Annotated in this window: 18 protein-coding genes; 12 read left to right on the top strand and 6 right to left on the bottom strand. The window is 45.1% G+C overall.

Annotated elements, in window-relative coordinates; translation table 11 throughout:
- Positions 1-174 precede the first annotated feature (174 nt).
- Together NO989_RS15315 and gap are read right to left on the bottom strand one after the other, a co-directional pair.
- Positions 175-1,026: a D-hexose-6-phosphate mutarotase gene (locus NO989_RS15315; RefSeq protein ID WP_061486038.1), complete on the bottom strand. Its 852-nt coding sequence runs from the start codon at positions 1,024-1,026 to the stop codon at positions 175-177.
- Between the two features lie 188 nt (positions 1,027-1,214).
- Complete coding sequence (gene gap, locus NO989_RS15320) at positions 1,215-2,210, bottom strand: type I glyceraldehyde-3-phosphate dehydrogenase (protein WP_014976817.1); 996 nt, start codon at positions 2,208-2,210, stop codon at positions 1,215-1,217.
- A gap of 235 nt (positions 2,211-2,445) precedes the next feature.
- Here gap and malQ point away from each other — a divergent pair, with 235 nt between their 5' ends.
- From malQ to msrB, 5 genes are all read left to right on the top strand, one after another.
- Positions 2,446-4,644, top strand: a complete 2,199-nt coding sequence (gene malQ / locus NO989_RS15325; RefSeq protein WP_371342828.1) for a 4-alpha-glucanotransferase — start codon at positions 2,446-2,448, stop codon at positions 4,642-4,644.
- A 158-nt stretch (positions 4,645-4,802) separates the two neighbouring features.
- Positions 4,803-6,986, top strand: coding sequence for a 1,4-alpha-glucan branching protein GlgB (gene glgB, locus NO989_RS15330; RefSeq protein WP_371342829.1), 2,184 nt, complete (start codon positions 4,803-4,805; stop codon positions 6,984-6,986).
- Between the two features lie 47 nt (positions 6,987-7,033).
- A complete protein-coding gene (glgX, locus tag NO989_RS15335; RefSeq protein WP_081106095.1) occupies positions 7,034-9,121 on the top strand; it encodes a glycogen debranching protein GlgX in 2,088 nt (695 codons plus the stop codon).
- A gap of 328 nt (positions 9,122-9,449) precedes the next feature.
- Positions 9,450-11,003: an NADP-dependent phosphogluconate dehydrogenase gene (gene gndA / locus NO989_RS15340; protein WP_014949843.1), complete on the top strand. Its 1,554-nt coding sequence runs from the start codon at positions 9,450-9,452 to the stop codon at positions 11,001-11,003.
- A 99-nt stretch (positions 11,004-11,102) separates the two neighbouring features.
- On the top strand, positions 11,103-11,531 hold the full coding sequence (gene msrB / locus NO989_RS15345) for a peptide-methionine (R)-S-oxide reductase MsrB (protein WP_014949842.1): 429 nt from the start codon (positions 11,103-11,105) through the stop codon (positions 11,529-11,531).
- 152 nt (positions 11,532-11,683) lie between these two features.
- Here the strand turns inward: msrB and NO989_RS15350 are convergent, their stop codons facing one another.
- A complete protein-coding gene (locus NO989_RS15350; RefSeq protein ID WP_069944506.1) occupies positions 11,684-12,568 on the bottom strand; it encodes a DUF2989 domain-containing protein in 885 nt (294 codons plus the stop codon).
- Positions 12,569-12,760: 192 nt separating this feature from the next.
- Here NO989_RS15350 and NO989_RS15355 point away from each other — a divergent pair, with 192 nt between their 5' ends.
- The 7 genes from NO989_RS15355 to NO989_RS15385 all read left to right on the top strand — a co-directional run bounded on the left by NO989_RS15355 (position 12,761) and on the right by NO989_RS15385 (position 21,333).
- Complete coding sequence (locus tag NO989_RS15355; protein WP_014979588.1) at positions 12,761-14,206, top strand: glyceraldehyde-3-phosphate dehydrogenase; 1,446 nt, start codon at positions 12,761-12,763, stop codon at positions 14,204-14,206.
- 168 nt (positions 14,207-14,374) lie between these two features.
- Positions 14,375-15,514 carry a M14-type cytosolic carboxypeptidase gene (locus NO989_RS15360; protein WP_039225346.1) on the top strand — a complete coding sequence of 380 codons (1,140 nt, stop codon included), beginning with the start codon at positions 14,375-14,377 and terminating at the stop codon, positions 15,512-15,514.
- 109 nt (positions 15,515-15,623) lie between these two features.
- Entirely contained in the window at positions 15,624-17,282 is a 1,659-nt protein-coding gene (locus NO989_RS15365; RefSeq protein WP_371342830.1) for an alanine/glycine:cation symporter family protein, read from the top strand.
- A 266-nt stretch (positions 17,283-17,548) separates the two neighbouring features.
- A complete protein-coding gene (locus tag NO989_RS15370) occupies positions 17,549-17,875 on the top strand; it encodes a zinc ribbon domain-containing protein (RefSeq protein ID WP_014949837.1) in 327 nt (108 codons plus the stop codon).
- Entirely contained in the window at positions 17,876-18,169 is a 294-nt protein-coding gene (locus NO989_RS15375; protein WP_014949836.1) for a YeaC family protein, read from the top strand.
- The gene (locus NO989_RS15380) at positions 18,159-21,101 is read left to right on the top strand and encodes a DUF349 domain-containing protein (RefSeq protein ID WP_371342831.1); all 2,943 of its coding nucleotides are present in this window, start codon (positions 18,159-18,161) and stop codon (positions 21,099-21,101) included. The genes NO989_RS15375 and NO989_RS15380 overlap by 11 nt, the downstream gene beginning before the upstream one ends.
- A 13-nt stretch (positions 21,102-21,114) precedes the next feature.
- Positions 21,115-21,333: a hypothetical protein gene (locus tag NO989_RS15385; protein WP_014949834.1), complete on the top strand. Its 219-nt coding sequence runs from the start codon at positions 21,115-21,117 to the stop codon at positions 21,331-21,333.
- Positions 21,334-21,416: 83 nt separating this feature from the next.
- On the opposite strand, the gene NO989_RS15390 is transcribed toward NO989_RS15385, so the two are convergent.
- The 3 genes from NO989_RS15390 to NO989_RS15400 form a co-directional block, all read right to left on the bottom strand.
- Positions 21,417-21,611 carry a hypothetical protein gene (locus NO989_RS15390; protein WP_014949833.1) on the bottom strand — a complete coding sequence of 65 codons (195 nt, stop codon included), beginning with the start codon at positions 21,609-21,611 and terminating at the stop codon, positions 21,417-21,419.
- A gap of 38 nt (positions 21,612-21,649) precedes the next feature.
- A complete protein-coding gene (locus NO989_RS15395; protein ID WP_014949832.1) occupies positions 21,650-21,826 on the bottom strand; it encodes a DUF1328 domain-containing protein in 177 nt (58 codons plus the stop codon).
- A 489-nt stretch (positions 21,827-22,315) separates the two neighbouring features.
- Entirely contained in the window at positions 22,316-22,960 is a 645-nt protein-coding gene (locus NO989_RS15400) for a hypothetical protein (protein ID WP_014949830.1), read from the bottom strand.
- Between the last annotated feature and the right edge of the window lie 226 nt (positions 22,961-23,186).

Here is a 23,186-nt window from a genome sequence, read left to right on the forward strand (position 1 = left end):
ATATCGCGATCGCAGCCTTCGGCTGCTAGAAAAAATAAACCCCTCCGAAAAAAGAGGGGTTTATCATCAATCTGAAACCTGCTCATTGGCAGGTTTTTTTTTATCTCTTGATCGTGAACTGCGACTGTCTACCTTCTAAAGTGTCAGCGAAATTGCGCTTGCACTTCAAATAATTTACTTCGGAACAATAGTTTGTTTCAGTGTGTGGCTAGCACCGGGGGACAGTGTCTTTCCCTGAGTTAGCGATGTTTCTACGCACAACATATGCTTATAGCCAAATGGGTCCATGTCTGAAATAGACGCTGCGCCTAACCACGGGTTCCACACTACCAAAGAGTCATTGCCGTCGGATACCACTTCCGTAAACGTGTTGCCTTCGACTTCAATTTCTGCTGTTTTAATCGGCGCAACATGAATGCGATCCGTTTCGCCTGTGATGGTGTAAGGACTCGGTGTCGTCTTAAGTCCCCAGTCGTCAAGTTTGTCTTTATATTGACCTTCAATTCCAGTTATTTGGGTATGTTGAATGTGATCAACGTGGAAATATGTATGTAGCGCACAGTTAAATTCGAATGGTACAACACCCGTATTTTCTGTAGTTAGCGCGACGTCCATCGTCTCACCAACTGTAATTACCATGGTCACGTTACAATCGTTCTCAAACCCTTCAGCTCGGGTAAAGCTTGGCGAAAGCGTAATCGTTGTTCCGCTTTCTGTATCTTCTGAATGAATCAGCTTCCACACTTGTGTTCTCAAAAAGCCGTGAGCGGGGAGGGCACCTTTTTCTCGACCGTGATCATCGCTAAACCAAGGCCAGCACACCGGAATACCACCGCGAATAGGTCGCTCTCCGTTCAAGTAAGCATGGGGGCTTACCCAAAGACGCTCTCTACCATCGCTTTTAGGCACATATGACAAGATATGACCGCCAAATAGGCTAATACGCGCAGAGGAAAACGCATTATCTACGTCTAAAAAGGTAAGTCCATTAGACTCACTAACGGTAACTGAACTCACAGGTGGCATAAGCCCTCCTTGGACTAATAAGAAAACAACAAAGGGTAAGCGACGGGAAAGCGTATGTCGCTGGAATATCGTTATTTTGCGTGTTTACGACCACGAAAAACAAAAAAGGTGCAAACGCCGTGTTTACACCTTTAGATTAACTCAACTTTAGCGTGAATAGTTTAACTATTTTCGCTTAATACCGTTAATTACTTAGAAATATGAGCCACAAGGTCTAGAACCTTGTTTGAGTAGCCCCATTCGTTGTCGTACCAAGAAACGAGTTTAACGAATGTATCAGTAAGTGCGATACCTGCTGTGGCGTCAAATACCGATGTGCGAGCGTCGCCAAGGAAGTCGTTAGACACAACCGCATCTTCTGTGTAACCCATGATACCTTTAAGCTCGCCTTCTGAAGCTTCTTTCATTGCTGCACAAATTTCATCGTAGCTAGCAGGCTTCGCAAGGTTTACAGTAAGGTCTACTACTGAAACGTTTGGTGTAGGTACACGGAAAGCCATACCTGTTAACTTGCCGTTAAGCTCAGGGATAACTTTACCTACTGCTTTTGCTGCACCGGTTGATGATGGAATGATGTTCTGACCAGCACCACGACCACCACGCCAGTCTTTCATTGAAGGACCGTCTACCGTTTTCTGTGTTGCAGTTGTTGCGTGAACCGTTGTCATCAAACCGTCTACAATACCAAATTTATCGTTAAGCACTTTGGCAAGAGGAGCAAGACAGTTAGTTGTGCAAGACGCGTTTGAAACAATAGTTTCGCCAGCGTAGCTTTCTTGGTTTACACCCATAACGAACATAGGCGTGTCATCTTTAGAAGGTGCAGACATAACAACTTTCTTCGCGCCAGCTTCGATGTGCTTCGCGGCAGTTTCTTTAGTCAGGAACAGACCTGTTGATTCAACAACCACGTCAACGTCTACTTCATCCCACTTAAGTGCAGCTGGATCTCTTTCAGATGTAATGCGGATAGTTTTGCCGTTTACAACTAGGCTATTGTTATCTACTGTAACTTCACCGTCGAATAAACCGTGAGTCGAGTCGTATTTCAATAGATAAGCAATGTAGTCCGTGTCTAGTAAGTCGTTTATTGCAACAACTTCGATGTCGTTGCGCTCTGCTGCTGCGCGCATTACTAGGCGTCCAATACGGCCAAAACCATTGATACCGATGCGAATTGTCATAACGTACCCCGATTATTTAAATAAAATGAAAATAAATTACGTAAAGTATGGATCAAAATGTCATAATTAGCAAAATAAAAAGCCAAAGTGTTGCAAAATTACGAATAAGTGCTATTGCAATCGTATTCAGATATCGCCAAGCCCTTGTTTCTAGAATAATGTTAAAAATTTGTTTGTAGACGCACTATGCTTAATTTGCTTTGCGTCTTTTACCGAATAACAGGAATGACACACCATGACACAACAACTTCTGCAACAACTGGTTGAAATGCGGGGAATTGAAACCCAATACGTCGACGCATGGGGAAAGCCAGCAACCATCGCAGAATCAAGTAAAGCAAAACTGCTTAACACACTTGGCTATGACACCAGCAGTGATGAAAAAATTCAGTCACAAATTACACAAGATATAAAGTCGGTATGGTTGTCGCCGTTAAATCCTGTTCAAGTGGTTCGCAATACCCAAGAAATTAATCTAGCTGTTCGTTTGCCTATCGAGTTAGTGAACGATGATCACACGCTCACGGTCACCTGTGAAAATGGTGACGTGCTCACTCATCAATTTACGCCAGTTGACCAAGAAATGACGACGATGGCGCATATCGACGATGTAGAGTTTCATGAATACGTAGTAACACTGCCTTTAGATTTGCCCCTTGGTTATCACGATGTAGCCTTAAGCGCTGATTACGATGAGTTTGCGCGTTCTCGCTTAATTGTGGCTCCAGAAGCGTGCTACACGCCAAACGAAATTAAAGAAGGCAAAAAAATATGGGGCTTAAGCGTTCAACTTTACTGCGTTCGCAGTGAAAAGAACTGGGGGATTGGTGATTTTTCTGATTTAGCTCTGCTTATTGAAAAAGCCGCTGGTGTGGGCGCAGACTTTATCGGACTTAATCCTATTCATGCGCTTTACCCTGCAAATCCCAACGCGTGCTCGCCTTATGGGCCAAGCTCACGTCGCTGGCTTAATTATTTGTATATCGATGTGACTGCCATTGACGGCTATGACGATGCATCAGTACAAGCGGTAGTGAGCAGTGATGAGTTTAAAGCCACGCTTGAACATGCTCGTAACGTAGAACATGTAGACTACGAGGCAGTCGCCCATGTGAAACTGGCTGCGCTTAAAGCAGTATTTGATGTTTACGATGCCAAATACCTTCGTAAAAGCACAAAGCAAAATAAAGCGTTTAAAGCCTTCGTAGAAGCGGGCGGTGAAAGCTTAGATATGTTAGCGGTGTACGACGCCTTGCAATCGCACCTAAAAGCTGAAGGTAAAGACAGCTGGGGATGGCCGGTATTCCCACAAGATTACAAAGACTATTACAACCCAGCCGTGGCTAAGTTTAAGAGTGCAAACGAACAAGACGTCAAATTTTACTTGTTCCTACAGTGGATTGCCGCCCAACAGCTTGAGCTTGCAAGCAACAAAGCTACTGATGCAGGCATGACCATTGGTCTTTATCGCGACTTGGCGGTAGGCGTTAGTGAAGGAAGTGCGGAAATTTGGGGTAACAAAGACCTATACTGCACAGGCGCAAGTGTAGGTGCTCCACCGGATATCTTGGGCCCACTAGGCCAGAACTGGGGGCTGCCGCCTATGGATCCTCGTAAGCTGTATGAACAGGGTTACCAGCCCATTATTGACCTGTTTGCGTCTAACATGGCGTCGTCAGGCTCATTGCGTATCGATCACGTCATGGCGTTGCTGCGTTTATGGTGGGTTGTGAAAGGCGATAACGCAAAAGATGGCGGCTATGTTTATTATCCTGTAGACGATTTACTCGGTATTCTAGCGTTAGAAAGTCACCGCAATCAGAGCCTGGTTATCGGTGAAGACTTGGGTACTGTACCAGAAGAAATTCGCAGCAAGCTTGCTGATAATGGCGTGTACTCATACCGCGTATTTTTCTTCGAACAAGCGGAAGACGGCGGTTTCTTCTCACCTAGCCATTACCCTGTTCAGTCTATGTCAACGTTGACTACTCACGATATGCCAACGCTGATTGGTTACTGGCACTGTTTAGATTTAGAGCTAGGCAAAGAAATAGGGCTTTATCCAACAGAAGAAATCCTTCAAACGCTTTATGCGGATCGTCATGAAAATAAACAGGCAATACTTGATACGTTGCACGGCCACGGTTCAATTGGCGACAATGTAGGCCGCGATGTTAATCATACGGGTATGAATCGCGAACTGAATAACGGTATGCAGGTGCACATGGCAGGTGGCTCGAGCGCATTATTGAGCCTGCAATTGGAAGACTGGTTAGAAATGGATAAGCCGGTCAATATTCCTGGTACTTTTGACGAGTATCCAAACTGGCGAAGAAAACTCACAGAGAATATAGAGTCGATGTTCGATAGACATGATATAAATGAGTTGGCGTCTAAACTTACTCATGCCAGAAAGCAAGCAAGTCAGGGTTAATTGCCATTATCAAAGAAATGATAATAGGCGGTTGCCTGGGTAACTTAAACGAGTAAGATAAAGTACCAAGACGGTACTTGATAGAGCTTAAATGTATACAACGCATTTAAGCTCACAATTCAACCCGCTGCCATGCGGGTTTTTACTAGGAGTAGCGAATGCAATTAGCGCAGCAGTTTGAACAGGTATTATGTTCTCAGCCGTTTTCCCATTTAGGTGTAGTTAAAAATCAGCAGAAGTCGGTACTTCGCGTTTGGCGTCCTAATGTCAGCAAGATAACGATTGAATGGGAGAATGCAGCGCTAGCAAATGTAAACGTTACCTCCAAAAATGGTCTTTTTGAAACACCACTGCCTAATGAATATCAGGGTGAGGTTTATCGCGTTATCGCCGAAGGCTTGAATGACGATAAGGGCTATATCGATCCTTATCAATTCTCCGAGCAGGCGTATCATGCGGTACACTACATCGATAGCAAGCCTTCAAACTTGTATGAGCAAGCGGGCGCGCAACTTTTAACACTCGCTTCTTCAAAAGGCGATGCGATAAAAGGTGTCAGGTTCTGCGTTTTCGCGCCCAATGCGAGTACGGTGTCGCTCATTGGCGATTTCAATCAGTGGGATGGGCGCACGCATCCTATGGAAAAGACCTCCATGGGATACTGGGTACTGTTTGTGCCAGAACTCGCAGAGGGAGAGCGCTACAAGTATCATATTAAAGATGCACACGGCCACGACCTACCGCACAAGGCTGACCCACTTGGCTTCAGTGCAGAGCAGTATCCTTCTCATGCTTCGAAAATTTACAACCACAATAACTATGAGTGGAATGATAGTGCATGGGTGGAAAAGCGAAAGAGGAATAAATACAACAGCCCAATGAGCATTTATGAGGTGCACCTTGGCTCTTGGAAGCGCCCGGGTATTGAAACTGATGCGCGCTATCTTACTTATAAAGCGCTGGCCGATGACTTAATAAGCTACGTCAGCGATATGGGTTACACTCACGTTGAATTGCTGCCTATTTCCGAGTTTCCTTTCGACGGTTCGTGGGGCTATCAGCCCGTGGGAATGTTCGCACCAACGAGTAGATTTGGAAACCCAGATGAATTTAAATACTTTGTTGATAAGGCTCACCAAGCAGGTATAGGCGTAATTATCGACTGGGTACCTGCACATTTCCCGGAAGACGGCCATGGCTTGGCGCGATTTGATGGTTCTTGTGTTTATGAATATGAAGATCCGAGGAAAGGTTGGCATCCGGATTGGAATTCTTGCATTTACGATTTCGGCAAAGACACAGTTCGTCAGTTTTTAGTTGCAAACGCACTGTTTTGGCTAGACAAATTTCACGTTGATGGACTCAGGGTTGATGCAGTGGCATCCATGCTTTATCTCGACTATTCACGCAATGACGGAGAGTGGATCCCGAATGTGGATGGTGGCAACGAAAACTACGAAGCCATCAGCTTACTGAAATGGATGAATGAAGAAGTGTACAAGCACTTCCCAGACGCCATGACAATTGCCGAAGAATCAACGTCGTTTCCCAAGGTTTCTCGCCCAGTATTTGATGGTGGTTTGGGCTTTGGCTTTAAGTGGAACATGGGATGGATGCACGACTCATTACACTACATCGCTAAAGACCCCGCCTATCGCAACTATCACCATGGCGATATTACCTTCAGCATGGTTTACGCGTTTGACGAAAACTTTGTGCTGCCTATCTCGCACGATGAAGTGGTACACGGCAAAGGCAGTATGCTGCATAAAATGCCTGGCGATGAATGGCAGCAAGCTGCTAACCTGCGTTGTTATGCGGGCTTTATGTACGGTCACCCCGGTAAGAAGCTTAACTTTATGGGGAACGAGCTTGCGCAGGCACGAGAATGGAACCATGACAGTAGTTTAGACTGGCACTTGCTCGATTACGAAAAACACAAAGGCATTCAAGCGCTTTATAAGGCGCTCAACAACCTCTATACGTCTACGCCAGCGCTTTACGAGCAAGACCACGAACCAGGGGGCTTTGCTTGGCTCGACCACAATAATGCAGACCAAAGCGTGGTTTCATTTGTTCGCATGTCAAAAGATGCGAAGCAAAAAGTATATGTGGTATCTAATTTTACGCCTGTGCCACGTCAGAACTTCAGAATAGGCGTAGATGATGCATGCACACTAACGCTAGCACTAAACACTGATGATGGTGCATATTGGGGTAGTGGCTACGACGTTGCTTCTACTGTTAATACGCAAACCATACCTTGGAATGAGCGTACTCACTCTGCAGAAATCACGTTACCGCCGCTAGCCACGGTATTTTATGTTGCCAATGTGGATTAATCCGACTAGGGCGACACGCCCTAGTGAAGAGATAAATTGAGAACGAAGTGAACGAAATTCGAGACACCGCACTAATTGTAGAAAGTGGAATGGGGAAGGCATATCCACTTGGCGCAACAGTTACACAAGATGGTTGTAATTTTGCCGTATACGCGCCCGATGCGAAGGCGGTCGTGTTGTGTTTTTTCAATAGTGACACAGAAGAGGCGGTGAGTGAGCATCCTTTGCCTGAGAAAACTGGTGATGTTTGGCACGGTCGTTACAGCGGCGTTAGCGCAGGACAATACTATGGTTATCGCGTAGAACGCGGTGAGGGAGGGTTACATGCGGTACCCACCGACAAACTGCTAATCGACCCTTACGCCAAGAAAATTAGTCGCGCAATAAAATGGGACGCTAGGCAATACAAACACGACTCTCAGTTTATGATCCCCAAGTGCATAGTAATTGATCAAAATGACTATGCGCCCAGTCATGTTAGCGCGCCTGTTATACCGAAACACAAGCGAGTAGTTTACGAAGCACATATTAAAGGGCTCACAAAACTCCATCCCGATGTACCTAAAGAACACCGTGGCAAATTTATCGGTGCTGCCCATCCGAGTGTCATCAAGCATCTCAAAGCATTAGGCATAACCACGGTGCAATTTATGCCGTTGTGTTCATTCATGCCTGAACCATTTATTACAGAGAAAGGCTTAACCAATTATTGGGGATATAACCCGGTTAACTTCTTTGCACCTGAACCACGCTACGGTGTGGCAGACGCGCTTGCTGAACTGAAGTCTATGGTAGATGCTTATCATACTGCCGGACTTGAGGTTATTGTTGATGTGGTATTTAACCATACAGCAGAGGCAGGCAATGGCGGTCCTATTCTTTCTTATAAGGGGTTTTGCCCTTACCAAGCGTACTTATTAGAGCAAACGAAAAACGGAGAATTGGTTTATTCCAACCATTCAGGCTGTGGTAACACGGTAAATACCGCGCAGCCATTTATGATGGGACTTATTTTAGATGCCATGCGCCACTGGGTATCCGTAATTGGCGTTGACGGCTTTCGTTTCGATTTAGCAGTATGCTTGGGAAGAGAGCCACAAGAATATAGTAAAAAATCTGGGCTGCTGAGAGCCATTAGTAGCGACCCTGTTCTAAAAGAGAGGGTATTGCTTGCCGAACCCTGGGATATTGGGCCTGGCGGCTACCAAGTGGGTAACTTTCCGTCCCCGTGGTTAGAGGTGAATGATAAATACCGCGATACGGTGCGCGCCTTCTGGCGTGGAGACGATGGCGTTACCGCGGACTTTGCTACCCGTTTAATGGGCTCACGGGATATATTTCACAAAGGCCATCGACATATCAGTACGTCGGTAAATAACGTGACATATCACGATGGGTTCACGCTGCACGATATGGTGACCTACGCCGAACGTCACAATCTCGATAACTTAGAAGAAAATCGAGATGGCCATGGACACAACCTGTCTGCCAATTATGGTATTGAAGGGGAAACGAATGACGAGCAGATACTCGCTATGCGTGAGCGTCAAAAGCGCAATCTCTTTGCAACGCTGATCTTCTCGCAAGGTACCCCGCATATTCTTGGTGGCGATGAATTAAGCCGCACCCAAAATGGCAATAATAATGCCTATTGTCAGGATAATCCTATTAGCTGGATGAATTGGGAATTAAACAAGCGCAAGCAAGATTTTCTTAGCTTCTGCCAATATGTGATCCGTTTGCGTCAGTCCTCTTCACTGTTAAGCGAACTAAAGCTGCACGATGATACTTTTACGCTCTCACGAAATGTAAAAGAAATAAATTGGTATAAGCCCGATGGTTCTGACAAAGCGTCTGAAGACTGGAATGCGCATCATAACAAAGCGTTTGGTGTGGAAATAAAAGGTTGTGTAACGGGCGACCAGAAGCCAGAGCACTGGTTTTTGTGTGTTAATGCAAGTGAAAGCGACGTGCGTTTTCACCTACCTTCTGTCATACCCAGGGGAGGGTGGACCATGCACTTGGATACGCGCTACAGCTCTCTTGAAGAACAGCCTTCAATTTGCATTCAGAAGGTGTTTTTACAGGCCAGCAAATCGCTAACGTTGTTCAGTTTTTCTCAGTTCTCTGGATAGAATAATGGCTTACAATACGACCTTATACTTGGTTAAGGATGCCTTTAAAGAATTTAAGAGTACCGCTAAACGGCTCTAAACTCAGTGCACGTTAGCTGAATAAGAAACAGAGTCTTTACCTTTGTGTGAATTTCATACAGCATGGGCGAGAGCGCGTAACACAGGTGCTGAATGCGTGCCAAAATCTCGGCTAAACTAGCTTACAAAACCCGTTAATGTTTACCGCTGGTGACAATTACACCACTGCGCACTAAATTGTTAGCTTAGACTGTTCTTTATTCTTTCAGGTGGTATCATGCGCAGCCATCTGAAATGTGAGGGTGTTCCTATGCAAAAGAAAGGTGGTAATTCGCACGAAGACAAGTCGTGTGATATTGGTTTTATCGGTTTAGGGGTGATGGGTAGTAACCTAACCATGAACCTAGTGGACCATGGCTATCGTGTAGCGTGTTTCGATTTAGACCAAAACAAAGTTGAGTCTATTCTTGCCAAAGACGCAAGCGAAAGAGCTGAAAATACTGAGCCTCGTGTTGAAGGCTGCAGTTCTTACACCGAGCTTTTAAGCAAGTTAAAAGCCCCGCATCTTATTATTATCTCTGTGCCTGCTGGCGATCCTGTTGACCACGTTTGCAATCATCTTATTGACGCCGGAATTCACGCTGACGATATCGTGGTTGATACTGGCAACAGTTTGTGGACAGACTCTGTAGCACGTGAAGAGCAGTACAAAGGTAAATTTATCTTCTTCTCTACCGCCGTGTCAGGTGGTGAAGTAGGCGCTCGTTTCGGGCCATCTCTTATGCCTTCAGGCAACCCTTATGCATGGACACGCATTGAGCCTGTTCTTAAAGCTATTGCTGCAAAGGTTGACCCAGAAACAGGTAAACCATTAGAAAGCCATACGCCAGGTCAACCAGTGTTAGAAGGCGAACCATGTGCGACCTACATCGGTCCGGTTGGAGCCGGGCACTATGTAAAAATGGTGCACAACGGTATCGAATACGCCGACATGCAGCTTATCTGCGAAACTTACCATGTTATGCGCGAAGCGCTACATATGGCGCCAGCTGAAATAGCAGAGGTGTTTCGTCGCTGGAACGAAGGCAAGCTGAATAGCTACCTGATGGAAATTAGTGCTGAAGTTCTTGAGCAAATGGATCCAGAAACACAGCAGCCGTTGGTTGATGTGATCTTAGATAGAGCAGGTCAAAAAGGTACAGGCCTTTGGACTGCAGTAAGCGCATTACAGGTAGGTAGTCCGGCACAGACCATCACTTCTGCGGTATTCGCGCGCAGTATTTCTAGTTTGAAAGACGAGCGTGTAGCTGCGAGCAAGGTTCTTGCTGGCCCTGATGCGCCATCGTTCAGCGATGATGAGAAAATGTCGATCATTAACAAGCTAGAGCAAGCGCTTTATTGCTCTAAAATCTGTGCGTACGCACAGGGCTTCCAGTTAATGGCTATGGCAGGCAAAGAACACGGCTGGACACTGGAGTTTGGTGAAATAGCGAAAATATGGCGTGCAGGCTGTATTATTCGCGCCGTATTTCTTCAGTCTATTTCTCAGGCTTACGAGAATAACGAAGACTTAGCCAACTTGCTATTGGACCCGTTCTTTGCGGAACAAATTACGCAGTATCAAGCTGACTGGCGTGAGTCAATTGCACAGGCGACACTGGCTGGCGTGCCTTGCCCTGCAATGATGTCGGCGCTAAGCTATTACGATTCGTATCGCACAGCCGTGCTACCTGCTAATTTGCTGCAAGGCCAGCGCGATTATTTTGGCGCACATACTTATCAGCGTGTAGATAAGCCAGCAGGTAAAAAGTATCACATCGAGTGGAGTGATCCTGCACGTCCGCAAACCGCTATCAAAAAATAGTATGAACTAAATAGTGTTACACGCGCTCATAATTGAGCGTAAACTATCGAAAGGTGTATTTGTTTTCAAATACACCTTTTTTGTTTTAAGAGGTAAGTTATGTCGACAGATGAAAAAGCAAACGCATCAGTAGCTAAAAAAGACTGGAAAACTGAGCTCACTGACGAGGAATATTATGTATGCCGCGAAGCGGGTACTGAGCGACCTTTCACTGGAGTATTGCTAGACGAGCAGCGAGATGGATTGTACGTGTGTAAGTGCTGCGAAGCGCCACTTTTCCCCTCAGATACTAAATTTGATGCTGGTTGTGGATGGCCTTCTTTCTATAAGCAGCTTGATGACGGTAATGTAGATTACAGAGAAGACTTGAGTCACGGTATGCGTAGGGTTGAGATTTTTTGTAAGCAGTGTGGCTCGCACTTAGGCCATGTATTTCCAGATGGTCCTGCGCCAACGGGTCAACGCTACTGCGTAAATTCGCTATCTATGACCTTTAAAGGCGAAGATGATACACAAATTAAAGGTTAAAAAGCCCTAGGTGAGCGCTTGATTAAGGTAAACATCTGATTAAATTTTGACCTCACGTGGGAAGTCGAGAGATCCAATCATAAAAAACCGCCCATAAATGGCGGTTTTTTTAATTATTTACCAATGAAATTGTGTAATTGAGTTTCAAAAAATCAGAGCTTATCCAGTTTCAATGAATCTGCGTTGAAGGTCGCGCTATTCAAATTACTGACTATTTCATCAACAATGTTATCTAGAATGCCTACTGGAAGGGCATAGCGTTGTCCAAGTTGAACACGCTGAGTGTCGTTAAGTCTCTCATCGAAGGCTTCAGCCACACCATACCAAACATAGGCAAGGCGATAGTTGTCCATATCCATTCCCATTGAAGCAAGAGAGTAGAAAATACTGACATCAATGTCGTCGCTATCTGTATATAAACTTAGCGCGCGATATAAGGTTTCAATAGTACGCTTTTGGTCTGTTTTAATCTGAACAGAGGCCAGTGCGACCAGTAGCTTTGGATCGCTTACACGGTTGCTGGCAGCGTAGCGCTCAAAGCGATGAAAAGCCTCTTTGTCGTTATATCGTGTCCAATGATAGTAAGAAAGGTAAGGATCAAGGGAGTCTTTCGTCTCGCGGCTTAGGCGTTTAATTTCACGCTGAGCAGTAATAACGCCTTTTAGCCGTGTCGCTTCCTTGCCTTTACGTTTAATGTGTTCGATATGCTGCACTTCTTCGACGCAGGTTAGATACTCTTCGAAGTTCAGAAGGAGAGGGTACTTGTAAGCGTCGTCTTTTGAATCTTGATTGTAGTAACGCAAGCGAATAATCTCAGCTCGCTCGCCGCGACAACGGGCATCCAAACTCAAATCTAAGCAAATCTCGCTGTGAGATTCACAAATTTCACTGATAGTAGGTTCAAAAAGATCGCCACAACCCGTCAGTGTTGTCGCTGCTGCCAGCCACACCGTCGTTACATAACCTTTTGTTGGAAACTTACTAAATAAACTCTCTGTTATACGAGTTTTCATAGAGGTTTTGAAACTTATCAACAATTTGGTCTTCCTTGCTTGTTTATTTAAGATACTGCTCGTCACCGTCAGGCGAAAACTCACCTAGTGTACCCTAAAAATAATAAAAAGCTGACGCGTAATTAGGATTAGTTGTACGTGTTTGTGCCACAAAAAAATTGGCTGCGCATACAACAATGACAACACCGTTAAATTAATATCGATGAAGGCAGAAGCATGAATCAACAGTTTGAGCAGGAATTACAAAGCAGCTGGCAAGAGCGTCAGGAATACGCAGAAATGATGTTGCCCCTTATTGGTAAATTGTATCGCAATAAGGCAGTTGAAATTTCGGTTTATGGACGCTCGCTACTGAACGCTAGTGCTATTGATGTTATCAAAGCGCACCGTAAAGTGCGTCTGCACGAAGGTATTAAGCTACGCCTACGCGAAAGCTATCCAATCTTAGAAGCCTTGAGCAACATGAAGCTTGCTCCTGCACAAATTGATATTGGTAAATTGGCTTTTGATTTTCACTACGGTTCTGCGGTCGACAACAACGACCTTACGGCCTACCTTAACGAAAAACTAAACGACGTTGCCGATAAAGAGGACGATCAGAAACCTCAGGACGTTGTACTATATGGTTTTGGCCGTATAGGTCGTTTACTTGCTCGCTTGCTTATTGAACGCCAAGGTAAAAACAATAAGCTTCGCTTACGTGCCATTGTGGTTCGTGGCGGGCGCGATGGCGACCTAGAAAAACGCGCAAGCTTACTGCGCCGCGATTCAGTGCATGGGCCGTTCAACGGCAGCATCACAGTTGACCACGAGCGTAACGCGCTAAAAGCAAACGGTTCATACATTCAAGTCATTTATGCCAACAGCCCAGATGAAGTGGATTACACGCAATATGGTATCGATAACGCTATCATCGTAGACAACACGGGTATCTGGCGTGACCGCGATGGCCTTGGCCTACACCTTAAAGCTAAGGGGGCAGCGAAAGCTATCCTTACTGCCCCGGGTAAAGGTGACATCAAGAACATCGTACACGGTGTAAATGACGAAGAAGTAACACCAGAAGATACAATTGTGTCTGCTGCAAGCTGTACGACTAACGCAATAACGCCGGTACTTAAAGCGCTAGACGAAGAGTATGGCATTGAAAACGGTCACGTTGAAACCGTTCACTCTTACACCAACGACCAAAACCTTATCGATAACTACCACAAAGGTGATCGTCGTGGACGTAGTGCGCCACTTAATATGGTTATTACCGAAACGGGCGCTGCGAAAGCCGTTGCCAAAGCGTACCCAAAACTGGCAGGTAAACTTACCGGTAATGCTATCCGCGTACCTACACCTAATGTGTCGCTAGCGATTTTGAACCTAAATCTTAAAACACCAGTGGATCGTATTGCAGTTAACGAGTTCTTGCGCGATACCGCGTTGTTCTCAAAGCTTCAACACCAAATTGACTACACGGCAAGTAAAGAGATTGTGTCAACAGACTTAGTCGGCTCTCGCGCTGCGTCTGTGGTTGACTCTCAGGCGACCATCGCCGCAGATAACCGCCTGACACTATACGTGTGGTATGACAACGAGTTTGGTTACAGCTGTCAGGTACTACGTGTAGTTCGTGATATGGCAGGGCTAAGTTTCCCTACGTTGCCGCTTTAAGCAACACGCAGTTTAATTAACTGTATAAAAAACCGACCTAAGTGGTCGGTTTTTTGATGGTGTAAACATTTTGTATACTTTCTATAGTACAAAACCCGCTGTGCGCGTGGAATTTGTGTTTACGTCTATGCTAAATTAGCGCTCAAATAATGAGGAAAACGACAGTCTATGCATATTTCCAGTCAATTCGACAGCGGTAACATTGAAGTTGTTAGCGCACAATCACCAGACGATATCCGTCTAACCATTCCCAACGACAACCAATCTGAATTTGCTCAGTGGTTCCATTTTCGTTTAGTGGGCGAAACTTTTGTAACTCACACAATGACGATTGGTAATCTGGCTAAGTCAGCGTATCCAGAAGGTTGGAAGGGATATAACGTTCTAGCGTCTTACGACCGTCAAACTTGGTTTAGAATTCCTAGCGAATTTGACGGTGACAATCTTACGTTCTCACTAACGCTAGAACAGCCAAGTGTATACTTCGCGTATTTCATTCCTTTTAGCTACGAACGTCACCTTGATCTTGTGCACGACGCGCAGATGTCACTACTGTGCGAGCACAAATTCCTAGGCCTTACCCTTGATGGCCGTGATATGTCTATGCTGGTTATCGGTGAAGAAACACCAGAAAAGAAAAAAGTCTGGATCACGGCACGTCAACACCCTGGCGAAACCATGGCCGAGTGGTGTGCCGAAGGTATTATTTATCGTCTGCTCGACGAGCAAGATGGTTTGGCGCGACAGTTGCTTGATAATGCTGTTTTCTACATTGTGCCAAACATGAACCCAGACGGCAGCGCACGCGGTCATCTGCGTACCAACGCTGTAGGAACCAATCTAAACCGTGAGTGGGCGACACCATCGAAAGAAAAAAGCCCAGAAGTACTTTACGTACTGAATGCAATGAGCGAAATTGGTGTAGACATGTATCTTGATTTGCACGGTGATGAGGCATTGCCGTACAACTTTGTCGCAGGAAGTGAAGGTAACCCTAGCTACAATGACACCATCAAAATGCTTGAAAATACGTTTAAAGATGCTCTGTTGAACGCTACGCCAGAGTTTCAAGATGAATTTGGTTACGATAAAGATGAGCCAGGCAAGGCTAATTTAACCGTAGCGTCAAATGCGGTGGGCGAGAAATTCAAATGTATGGCATATACAGTGGAAATGCCATTTAAAGACAATGCAGATGTACCGGACGATATCTACGGTTGGTCGGTACAGCGTAGCCGTCAATTAGGTGAAGATTTACTTATTGGTGTGAATGCAGTTGTTAAAAAGCTAAAAGCATCAGAGCAATAAAACAAGAATAAGGAAGCGAAAGCTTCCGCAAAAAAGGCCTCGACAAAAAGAGGCCTTTTAATTATTAAAATAAAACAACAATTAAACATAATAAAAAAGGGGAATAACGTTGGAAGGGTTATATGGTTTTCTAACTATGCTCGATGGATTCTTAGGAGGCGCGTTCTGGTTTCCTTATGTACTGTTAGGCGTAGGTCTTTTCTTTACGGTTTATCTTAAATTTCCGCAAATTCGTTTCTTTAGACATGCCTGGCAGGTTGTTACCGGTAAGTTTGATAAAGAAAGCGATCCAGGCGACACCACGCACTTTCGCGCACTTACAACCGCACTGTCTGGTACCGTAGGTACAGGTAACATCTCAGGTGTTGCATTCGCTATTTTCCTTGGTGGCCCCGCTGCACTATTTTGGATGTGGGTAACCGCCTTTTTAGGTATGACTACAAAATTCGTTGAAGTTACTCTGTCGCACAAATATCGAGTAAAGACAGAAGACGGCACCATGGCCGGTGGCCCTATGTATTACATGGACCGTCGCCTAAACATGAAGTGGTTAGCGGTTGCATTTGCTGTTGCAACGGTAGTCAGCTCATTTGGTACCGGAAACCTTCCTCAAAGTAATGGTATCGCGCAAAGTATCGAAGCAACATTTGGCTTCGAGCCTTGGATGGTAGGTAGTGTACTGGGTATTCTTCTAGCCTTAGTTATTCTTGGTGGTATCCAACGCATTGCCGCGTTTACAGCGCGTGTTGTTCCAGTTATGGCTGTTATCTACCTCATCGGTGCGCTAGCGGTTATTTTCGCTAATCTTGACAACATAGGGCCTTCGTTTGCCGCAGTTATCGGTGATGCGTTTACTGGTTCAGCTGCCGCAGGTGGTTTCTTGGGAGCTTCGTTAGCTTATGCGTTTAACCGTGGGGTTAACCGAGGCTTGTTTTCAAACGAAGCGGGTCAAGGCTCTGCACCTATCGCTCACGCAGCAGCAAAAACGAAAGAGCCTGCTTCAGAAGGTATGGTGTCACTGCTTGAACCCTTTATCGACACTATTCTAATTTGTACCGTAACGGGTTTGGTTATTCTGTCGTCGGGCGTGTGGAAAGAAAAACACGAAAACGTCTTCGATCGTTCAGACATGTACTTTGTTGCAGGTCAATACGACGACTCGAATCAGGATGACGTAAACAAACTATATGGTTACTTGAATGAAATTGAAGGCAACAATGTACAGCCTTATACTGGCTCAATTACCGTTGTTAACGGCACGGCGGTAAGCGATGGTTTTACACTGCTTAACGCTAGGTCTGTAGCAGAAAACGTGAAGTATGCAGTAGGTAGTGAAGACTTGTTTACTGGCACGCTTAAGATTGTCGACGGAAAGCCGGTTAAAGAGAACCTTGAAGTAAGCGGTAAGTCACTGGTTCACTCGGCAGCGCTCACCACCATTGCCTTTACTCGCGGTTTCTTTGGCGATTTCGGTCAATATATTGTGTCAATTGGGCTTATGCTGTTTGCGTTCTCAACCGCCATCGCTTGGTCATATTATGGTGATCGCGCTATGACATATTTGTTCGGTCCTCGCTCCGTAATGCCGTATCGCGTCATCTACGTCGCCGGTTTCGTTTGGGCTGCATTCTCTGACACCACATTAGTTTGGGCACTTTCAGCTGTGGCTATCGTGGTAATGACCTTGCCAAACTTGTTCGGCATCATGTTGCTTTGCAAAGAGATGAAAGAAACGGTTAACGACTACTGGTCTCGACATAAAAAATAAGGTGAGTATTGCCTAAAGCATCGCCCCCTCTTGAGTTTCACTGAAGGGAAATGCAACTTGGCTATCAGGTAAAAATGCGTAGCGGTGAACTTTGTATAAAAGTTAACACCCTGCGCATTTTTGTTTTATGGCGATAAGGTTAATCCACAGAATCGACTTCATTGTTGTGATGAACTTAAGTATGATACCCATCCGCGTATAAATGCGTCTACGCTCAATAGCGAGTTGCGCATTTCCATTTCGCACCCAATAAACAGGAGCAACATATGGCATTAGTTGACTGTCCTTCGTGTAACAAAAAAACGTCTGACAAAGCGAAGACGTGTCCTCACTGTGACTTTAAAATCGGTGATGCGACCTCTGAAGATATAGAGCGCAAACAAAGCTTACAAAGATTTAAAAAGTTAGCCAGTATCCAGAACCAATCCCTTCTTGCTATGCTGATATTCGTTGCGAGTTTTGGCTTCATGTATTGGGGCGGAACACGCCCAGGTGATTTGCAACATAATTTAGCTATTTTGGGCGCAGTGGTTGGCTTTGTTTGGTACTTAGTAAACCGCGCGCGTATTGTTTACATAAAGCGTTTTTCCTAAATGAATATAGAAGCACTTTTAGCCAGCATGACGCCGGAGATTTACGAGCGTCTGCGTCAGGCTGTTGAAACAGGTAAGTGGCCAGATGGCACGCCTTTAAACGAAGAGCAAAAAGCAAGCAGCATGCAGGCTGTTATGCTGTATCAAGCAAAAATAGAAAAGTCCTCTGAGCATATGACAGTAGGTGAAAGCGGCGAAATCGTACATAAGAGTAAAGCCGACTTTAAACGCTCGTTACGCGATGAGCAGGATGATAATAATACAATAGCGCGGTTTAAACAGGATGATATTTAGTCGTATATTTGCGCCTTCACACCAAAGCCCAAAGCCTGAAAAACGGATGCAGGCAATCGAGAGTCTCTCTCCCGAAAAGGCACAGGAAAAAACAATTCTTCACGAACTGGCATTTAATGACGAAGATGCAAATGTCAGTTTAGCAGCACTCGAAAAGCTTAATAGCTTTGTGCTGTGGCTTAAAATGTCACAAATTGCCAAGCAGTCTCGCGTTAAAAAAGCGGCGGAGAAAAAGGTAAACGCCGCTTTGTTAGGCGAGGGGGATGTCACACTCTCCCGCCAAGAGATATTCTCTTTTTTAACTGAAACAGCCAACGCCGATTTGGTAGTGCAGTTAGTACCGCAAATGTTGAAGAAAGAGCCTATGCTCTTACAAGATGATGCGCTAGCTAACGCGCTAATCGAAAAAGTAGCGAAGCCATCTTTCACCCAGTTTGTCTTTTTAGAGGGCGCAAGTCCCCAACTGCAGACTCAATTAATTTACGCGCACTCAGACGTATCAGATTTGCAAAAGCTTGCTAAGAAAGTGTCAGATGATGCGCTTGCTACGCAAATTAATGCGCGGATCGATGCTATCAAAGAGGCTGCAATGCGCCCAGTGGAGCTTAAAAAGCAGCTCACTTTGGGACTTTCAAAATATCAGGCTTTACTCGACAAGTCAGATGTAGAAACCATTGATGAAAAGCGCAATGAGCTTGAGAGCGAATTGACTGGGCTGTTTGCTCAAATTGACTTACTCACTTCAGAAGAACGCGCTGATTATGAAGAAAAGCGCGCGCGTATAGGTGAGCAGCTCGAGCGATATTTAAGCCGTATCCGCCCAGCATGGGAAGAGAAGCAACAAGCGTCGCAACGTGCCAATACCAAAGCATTGTGCGAACAGCAGCTTACTCATGCCAAGGAGCAGGTAGCTTGGTTGTACAATAACAGGCTTTGTGAAGCGACGCTTGCTGATGTTGCTACGGTTAATGAAAGCGTGCGCGGTGTTGAAGCAACGCTTGAACAGCTAGCGCGTCTCGATGATGAATCTGCAACTGATAAGCGAATTACACAGATTAAGCGCTCTGTCGACGAACTAAACGACCAGCTTGATCGCTTCTCTATGCAGCAGCAATACGGCCAAAAGCTACTGATAAAACTTCAGTCGCTCGAAGACATTGCCGCTAAGATCGTTTCGGCAAGCGATAGCGAGTCGGGTAAAGATACCCGTGATGTGAGCGTTGAAGAAGCTAGCGCATCGACTGAGGATTTGAGTCAGGTAAATGGTGGCGACGCATTACAAAGCAGTAGTGTAGTGGCTCTTAAAGCGGAGTTTGACGAAGCACGTCAAGCGTATAAAGCGCTTAGTCGCGAAATCGATGCCATTCCTAAGGCGTTGTCTAAACGTTTCAACGCAGCGACAAGCACTGTAAATGCCAAAGAGCGTGCTCAAAAATCCAAAGAAAATGAGCAAGTAAAACACATTAGAAAGCACATTAGCGTTATCGATAACTTAATTGCTCAGGGTAAATTCCGCGTTGCTATTTCAAAATTTGCAAAGCTTCAGGAAAGTTATGCTGCGCTTCCTGGTTCAGCGAAAAAGTATGTAGAGAAGCGTTTTGAAAAGACCGCTGGTGATGTGTCGCGCTTAGAAGGATGGCAGGATTACCTTGCTGCGCCGCGCAAACCCGCTCTTGTAGAAGAAGCAAAAGCGTTAGCCAGCGCTGATGCAGAAAATATTAAGCAAAGAAGTGAGGCCATTAAGTATCTGCGTAAGCAATGGTTATCACTAACACCGTCATCGTCAACGAGTGAAGAAAGTAGTGATGACGCGTTGTTACAGCAGCAATTCGATGATGCACTTGAAAAGGCCTTCGAGCCTTGTAGAGCGCATTACGCGAAGTTAGATGCACAGCGGGCTGCTGCGCGTGAACAGCGCATGTCGATTATCGCTACGGTTAAGGCAATGGACATTAACATGCCGGAAGCCGAGTTAGTGAAAGTTTTCGATAGAGTGTCTAAACAGTGGCACGCTGCAGGTCAGGTTGAACGTGAAATTTATGAACAGCTGAAGCAAGAATGGAAGGCGGTATCATCGCCCATTCAGGCTAAAGTAAATCAATGGCAAAGTGACAACCAAGCCCAAAAGCGTGCGTTAGTCACCCAAGCTTGTCAACTTGCTATGGAAGAAGATGTCGCTGGCGCTGCCGACAAGGCTCAGCAATTGCAAAGCCAATGGAAGCAGGTAGGCCATGCAGGTAAACGTGAAGAGAGTAAGTTGTGGGCAGAATTTAAGGCTGCCAATGACACCGTATTTGAACGTTTAAAAGCCGAGCGGAAAGTACAGAATAATGCATTTAACGCGTTAGTAGATTCGCTACTCAAGCAAGTGGAAGCTGTTGACATCAACAGCGATGATGCAACGTTCAGTCAATCAATAAGCGACGTTCGCGCTCAGTTAACCGACTTGCCTAAAGCGCAACGTACGAAAGTAGATAAAAAGATTGATTCACTTGAAAGTAAGCGCGCGGCGCAAGCGAAAAATGCACAATCTCAAGCCCGATTGGCGCGAGCTCAGGCTCTGATTTCTTTACTACAGCTAAGTGTAGGTGAGGGAAGTGGTGATGAGCAATCTCTAGCGGAAACGTTAGGGAAGCGTTGGTCAAGCGTATTGGGTCAGTCAACTGGAAATAAAACAACTCAGCACGATAGACAATGGTTAACGGTAGCATTAGAAGTCGCAACTGGTATGCCAAGCCCAGATGCAGACGCATCTATACGCTCTAGCGTACAGCTACAAATGATGACATCTAAGTTGGAACAAGGCGAAGCGGCAACAGCTCCCGACATTCTTGCTGACTGGTTATCATACGACTCGATAAGCGAAGAAGATAACCATTTGCTGCAACGAGTTGTTTCAGTTATTGATACTCATCCTGAAATTGTTGCTTAAACGGAAAGCCTAAATGGAAAACAGTGTTGAGTTTCAATTTGAAACAGAAATGTCTGCCTATCGCTTTTTGAATACCGTGAAGCATATTGACGCAGAAGGGTTAAGAGTGAAGTTCGGGCGTACGGATCATCACGTGAGTGTAAAATACCGTTACGGCGTAGGTGAATTTGATTCGACGCTATCTACACTAGACGATCTTGCTCGTGAGTTAGGTGGTGAAGAAGTGTCTTAACTAACCAGTTAGGTCAAACCACGTCGACTGTAAATACAAAAAGGGCCAGACAATTGTCTGGCCCTTTTTTGATAAAAACGTGATTAACAGTCTTTATCTTCAGCGTCTACGCCTTCTTTCACATCTTCACAAGCGTCTTCAACGGCATTACCTGCATCGGTAACAATTTCGTCTAGCTCTTCGCCTGCGTCTTCCGCTTCACCGTCACCGCAAGCTGCTAGTGATAGTGCAAATGCTGATGCTACTAGTACCTTTGATAAGTTTTTAAATGAAAACATATCCTTACTCCTTTTTCCTATTAAAATACTTCTAACTCTTAGGCTCTTGGTGCTCTACCACGTAACGCATTTGCGATAAGTGAGATTACGAGCAACGCGATAAACACAAAGAAAAGAAACTGTGCGATACCTGTTGCTGCACCTGCGATGCCTCCAAAACCAAAAACTGCTGCAATAATGGCGATGATAAAAAATGTGATTGCCCAACCTAACATAACTAAATCCTCGTATTGCTTCCGTTACTTTCACTTTAACTAATGCTATCTTTGTGCCTGTTTTTTAAGTTATTGAAATATATTGATATAATTTAATTTTTCTCTGGTTGTCAGGCCGTATCTGCAGGCAATTAACGTCACGATTACACGTACGAATGCATTTTTTACATGATTGAGTAAGGCCCTAGTCACCCAACTTTACTCTTTGTGTGTTAAGGGCCTTTGGCTGGGGTTATTCTTTGATTCTTACCAGCTTCGGAGGAACGTGACAGCAAGGTTGTGGTTTGTTGTGGCGTCTGAATTGGCGCCTGGCGACGCAATATGATTATGTAAATATCCCATCTCAACGTGCCACAATGCGTTTTGCGCACATAGTTTTTCTCGTTGAAAATAAAAAAGAGGCAAAGCGAAAGGGAAGGGCCGCCTTGCCTGCAAAGGGAGAGTGTTTCGCCCCTCACACTTCCTAAGAATGGAGGGGCAATGGCCTATTTAGTTACCGTTTGGGTTGTAAGGTAACGAAGATTGGTGAGCAACAATACGCAGGTCGCCGTCACTATCTTTGACATAGGCAAAAGTGTATTCCACCTTCGTTTCGCCACCTTTTGTATCGGTAAAGAAGTAGTTGCCCATCGCCACGGCCATGCGACAGCTGTTGTTGATAATACCCACATTATCGAATTTCACATTTGTGTATGGCTTTATAGCAAAGCCTTTGTCCTCTTCGTAAGCGTCATTACCACCAACAAAGTATGAAAGCGCAGCATCGAAGCTTGAACGGAACTGGTCGTTAGCTGCAAGCGTTGGTTTAAACAGTACGCTGCTTAAATCGTAACCATACATAGCTTGGATGAAATCTGCGGCTTCGCCAGAGTAATCACCATCATTGCTAAATACTGCACCAATTCGCACTATGCCGTCACCCCACATCTTTTGTGCCGTTACCACTTCTCGCTCAGTAATACATTCGTCGGAATAAAGTAATGCGTTGTCGAGTGCTTTAGCTTTTAACGCCGGAACATTCGAACTAGCTGAATGCTCCATCTGCGGTTTTGCCACTGCACTGCAACCAGTCACCAACATTACTGTAGCTGCTACAAGGGTAGTTTTTGTCATTAACGTGCTTAGCTTTCTCATCGCCTGACTCCTTAGTCATTTGCAAAATAAATATGTGCTATTACCTGATTCAATTGCTTAGAGCAGTACCGCTACAACGTTGTTGCTAGAGGTTTATAAATCTGCTCTGCAGTTTATGGGTTTAATGATAGCTAGCTATGATGACGGAGACTTTTGTACAACATTAATAGAAGATTAACGGGTCATTAAAAATGCAAGAAGCACTTCAGAAGAATGGATAACAGCT

It is taken from the genome of Alteromonas sp. DY56-G5, assembly GCF_041414725.1.
Taxonomy (GTDB): domain Bacteria; phylum Pseudomonadota; class Gammaproteobacteria; order Enterobacterales; family Alteromonadaceae; genus Alteromonas; species Alteromonas macleodii.

What these genes read in the sequence shown, in the direction of transcription:
- NO989_RS15315 (WP_061486038.1), bottom strand. Translation starts at nt 1,026, where the DNA reads ATGCCACCTGTGAGTTCAGTTACCGTTAGTGAGTCTAATGGACTTACC.
- gap (WP_014976817.1), bottom strand. Translation starts at nt 2,210, where the DNA reads ATGACAATTCGCATCGGTATCAATGGTTTTGGCCGTATTGGACGCCTA.
- malQ (WP_371342828.1), top strand. Translation starts at nt 2,446, where the DNA reads ATGACACAACAACTTCTGCAACAACTGGTTGAAATGCGGGGAATTGAA.
- glgB (WP_371342829.1), top strand. Translation starts at nt 4,803, where the DNA reads ATGCAATTAGCGCAGCAGTTTGAACAGGTATTATGTTCTCAGCCGTTT.
- gndA (WP_014949843.1), top strand. Translation starts at nt 9,450, where the DNA reads ATGCAAAAGAAAGGTGGTAATTCGCACGAAGACAAGTCGTGTGATATT.
- msrB (WP_014949842.1), top strand. Translation starts at nt 11,103, where the DNA reads ATGTCGACAGATGAAAAAGCAAACGCATCAGTAGCTAAAAAAGACTGG.
- NO989_RS15355 (WP_014979588.1), top strand. Translation starts at nt 12,761, where the DNA reads ATGAATCAACAGTTTGAGCAGGAATTACAAAGCAGCTGGCAAGAGCGT.
- NO989_RS15360 (WP_039225346.1), top strand. Translation starts at nt 14,375, where the DNA reads ATGCATATTTCCAGTCAATTCGACAGCGGTAACATTGAAGTTGTTAGC.
- NO989_RS15370 (WP_014949837.1), top strand. Translation starts at nt 17,549, where the DNA reads ATGGCATTAGTTGACTGTCCTTCGTGTAACAAAAAAACGTCTGACAAA.
- NO989_RS15375 (WP_014949836.1), top strand. Translation starts at nt 17,876, where the DNA reads ATGAATATAGAAGCACTTTTAGCCAGCATGACGCCGGAGATTTACGAG.
- NO989_RS15380 (WP_371342831.1), top strand. Translation starts at nt 18,159, where the DNA reads ATGATATTTAGTCGTATATTTGCGCCTTCACACCAAAGCCCAAAGCCT.
- NO989_RS15385 (WP_014949834.1), top strand. Translation starts at nt 21,115, where the DNA reads ATGGAAAACAGTGTTGAGTTTCAATTTGAAACAGAAATGTCTGCCTAT.
- NO989_RS15390 (WP_014949833.1), bottom strand. Translation starts at nt 21,611, where the DNA reads ATGTTTTCATTTAAAAACTTATCAAAGGTACTAGTAGCATCAGCATTT.
- NO989_RS15395 (WP_014949832.1), bottom strand. Translation starts at nt 21,826, where the DNA reads ATGTTAGGTTGGGCAATCACATTTTTTATCATCGCCATTATTGCAGCA.
- NO989_RS15400 (WP_014949830.1), bottom strand. Translation starts at nt 22,960, where the DNA reads ATGAGAAAGCTAAGCACGTTAATGACAAAAACTACCCTTGTAGCAGCT.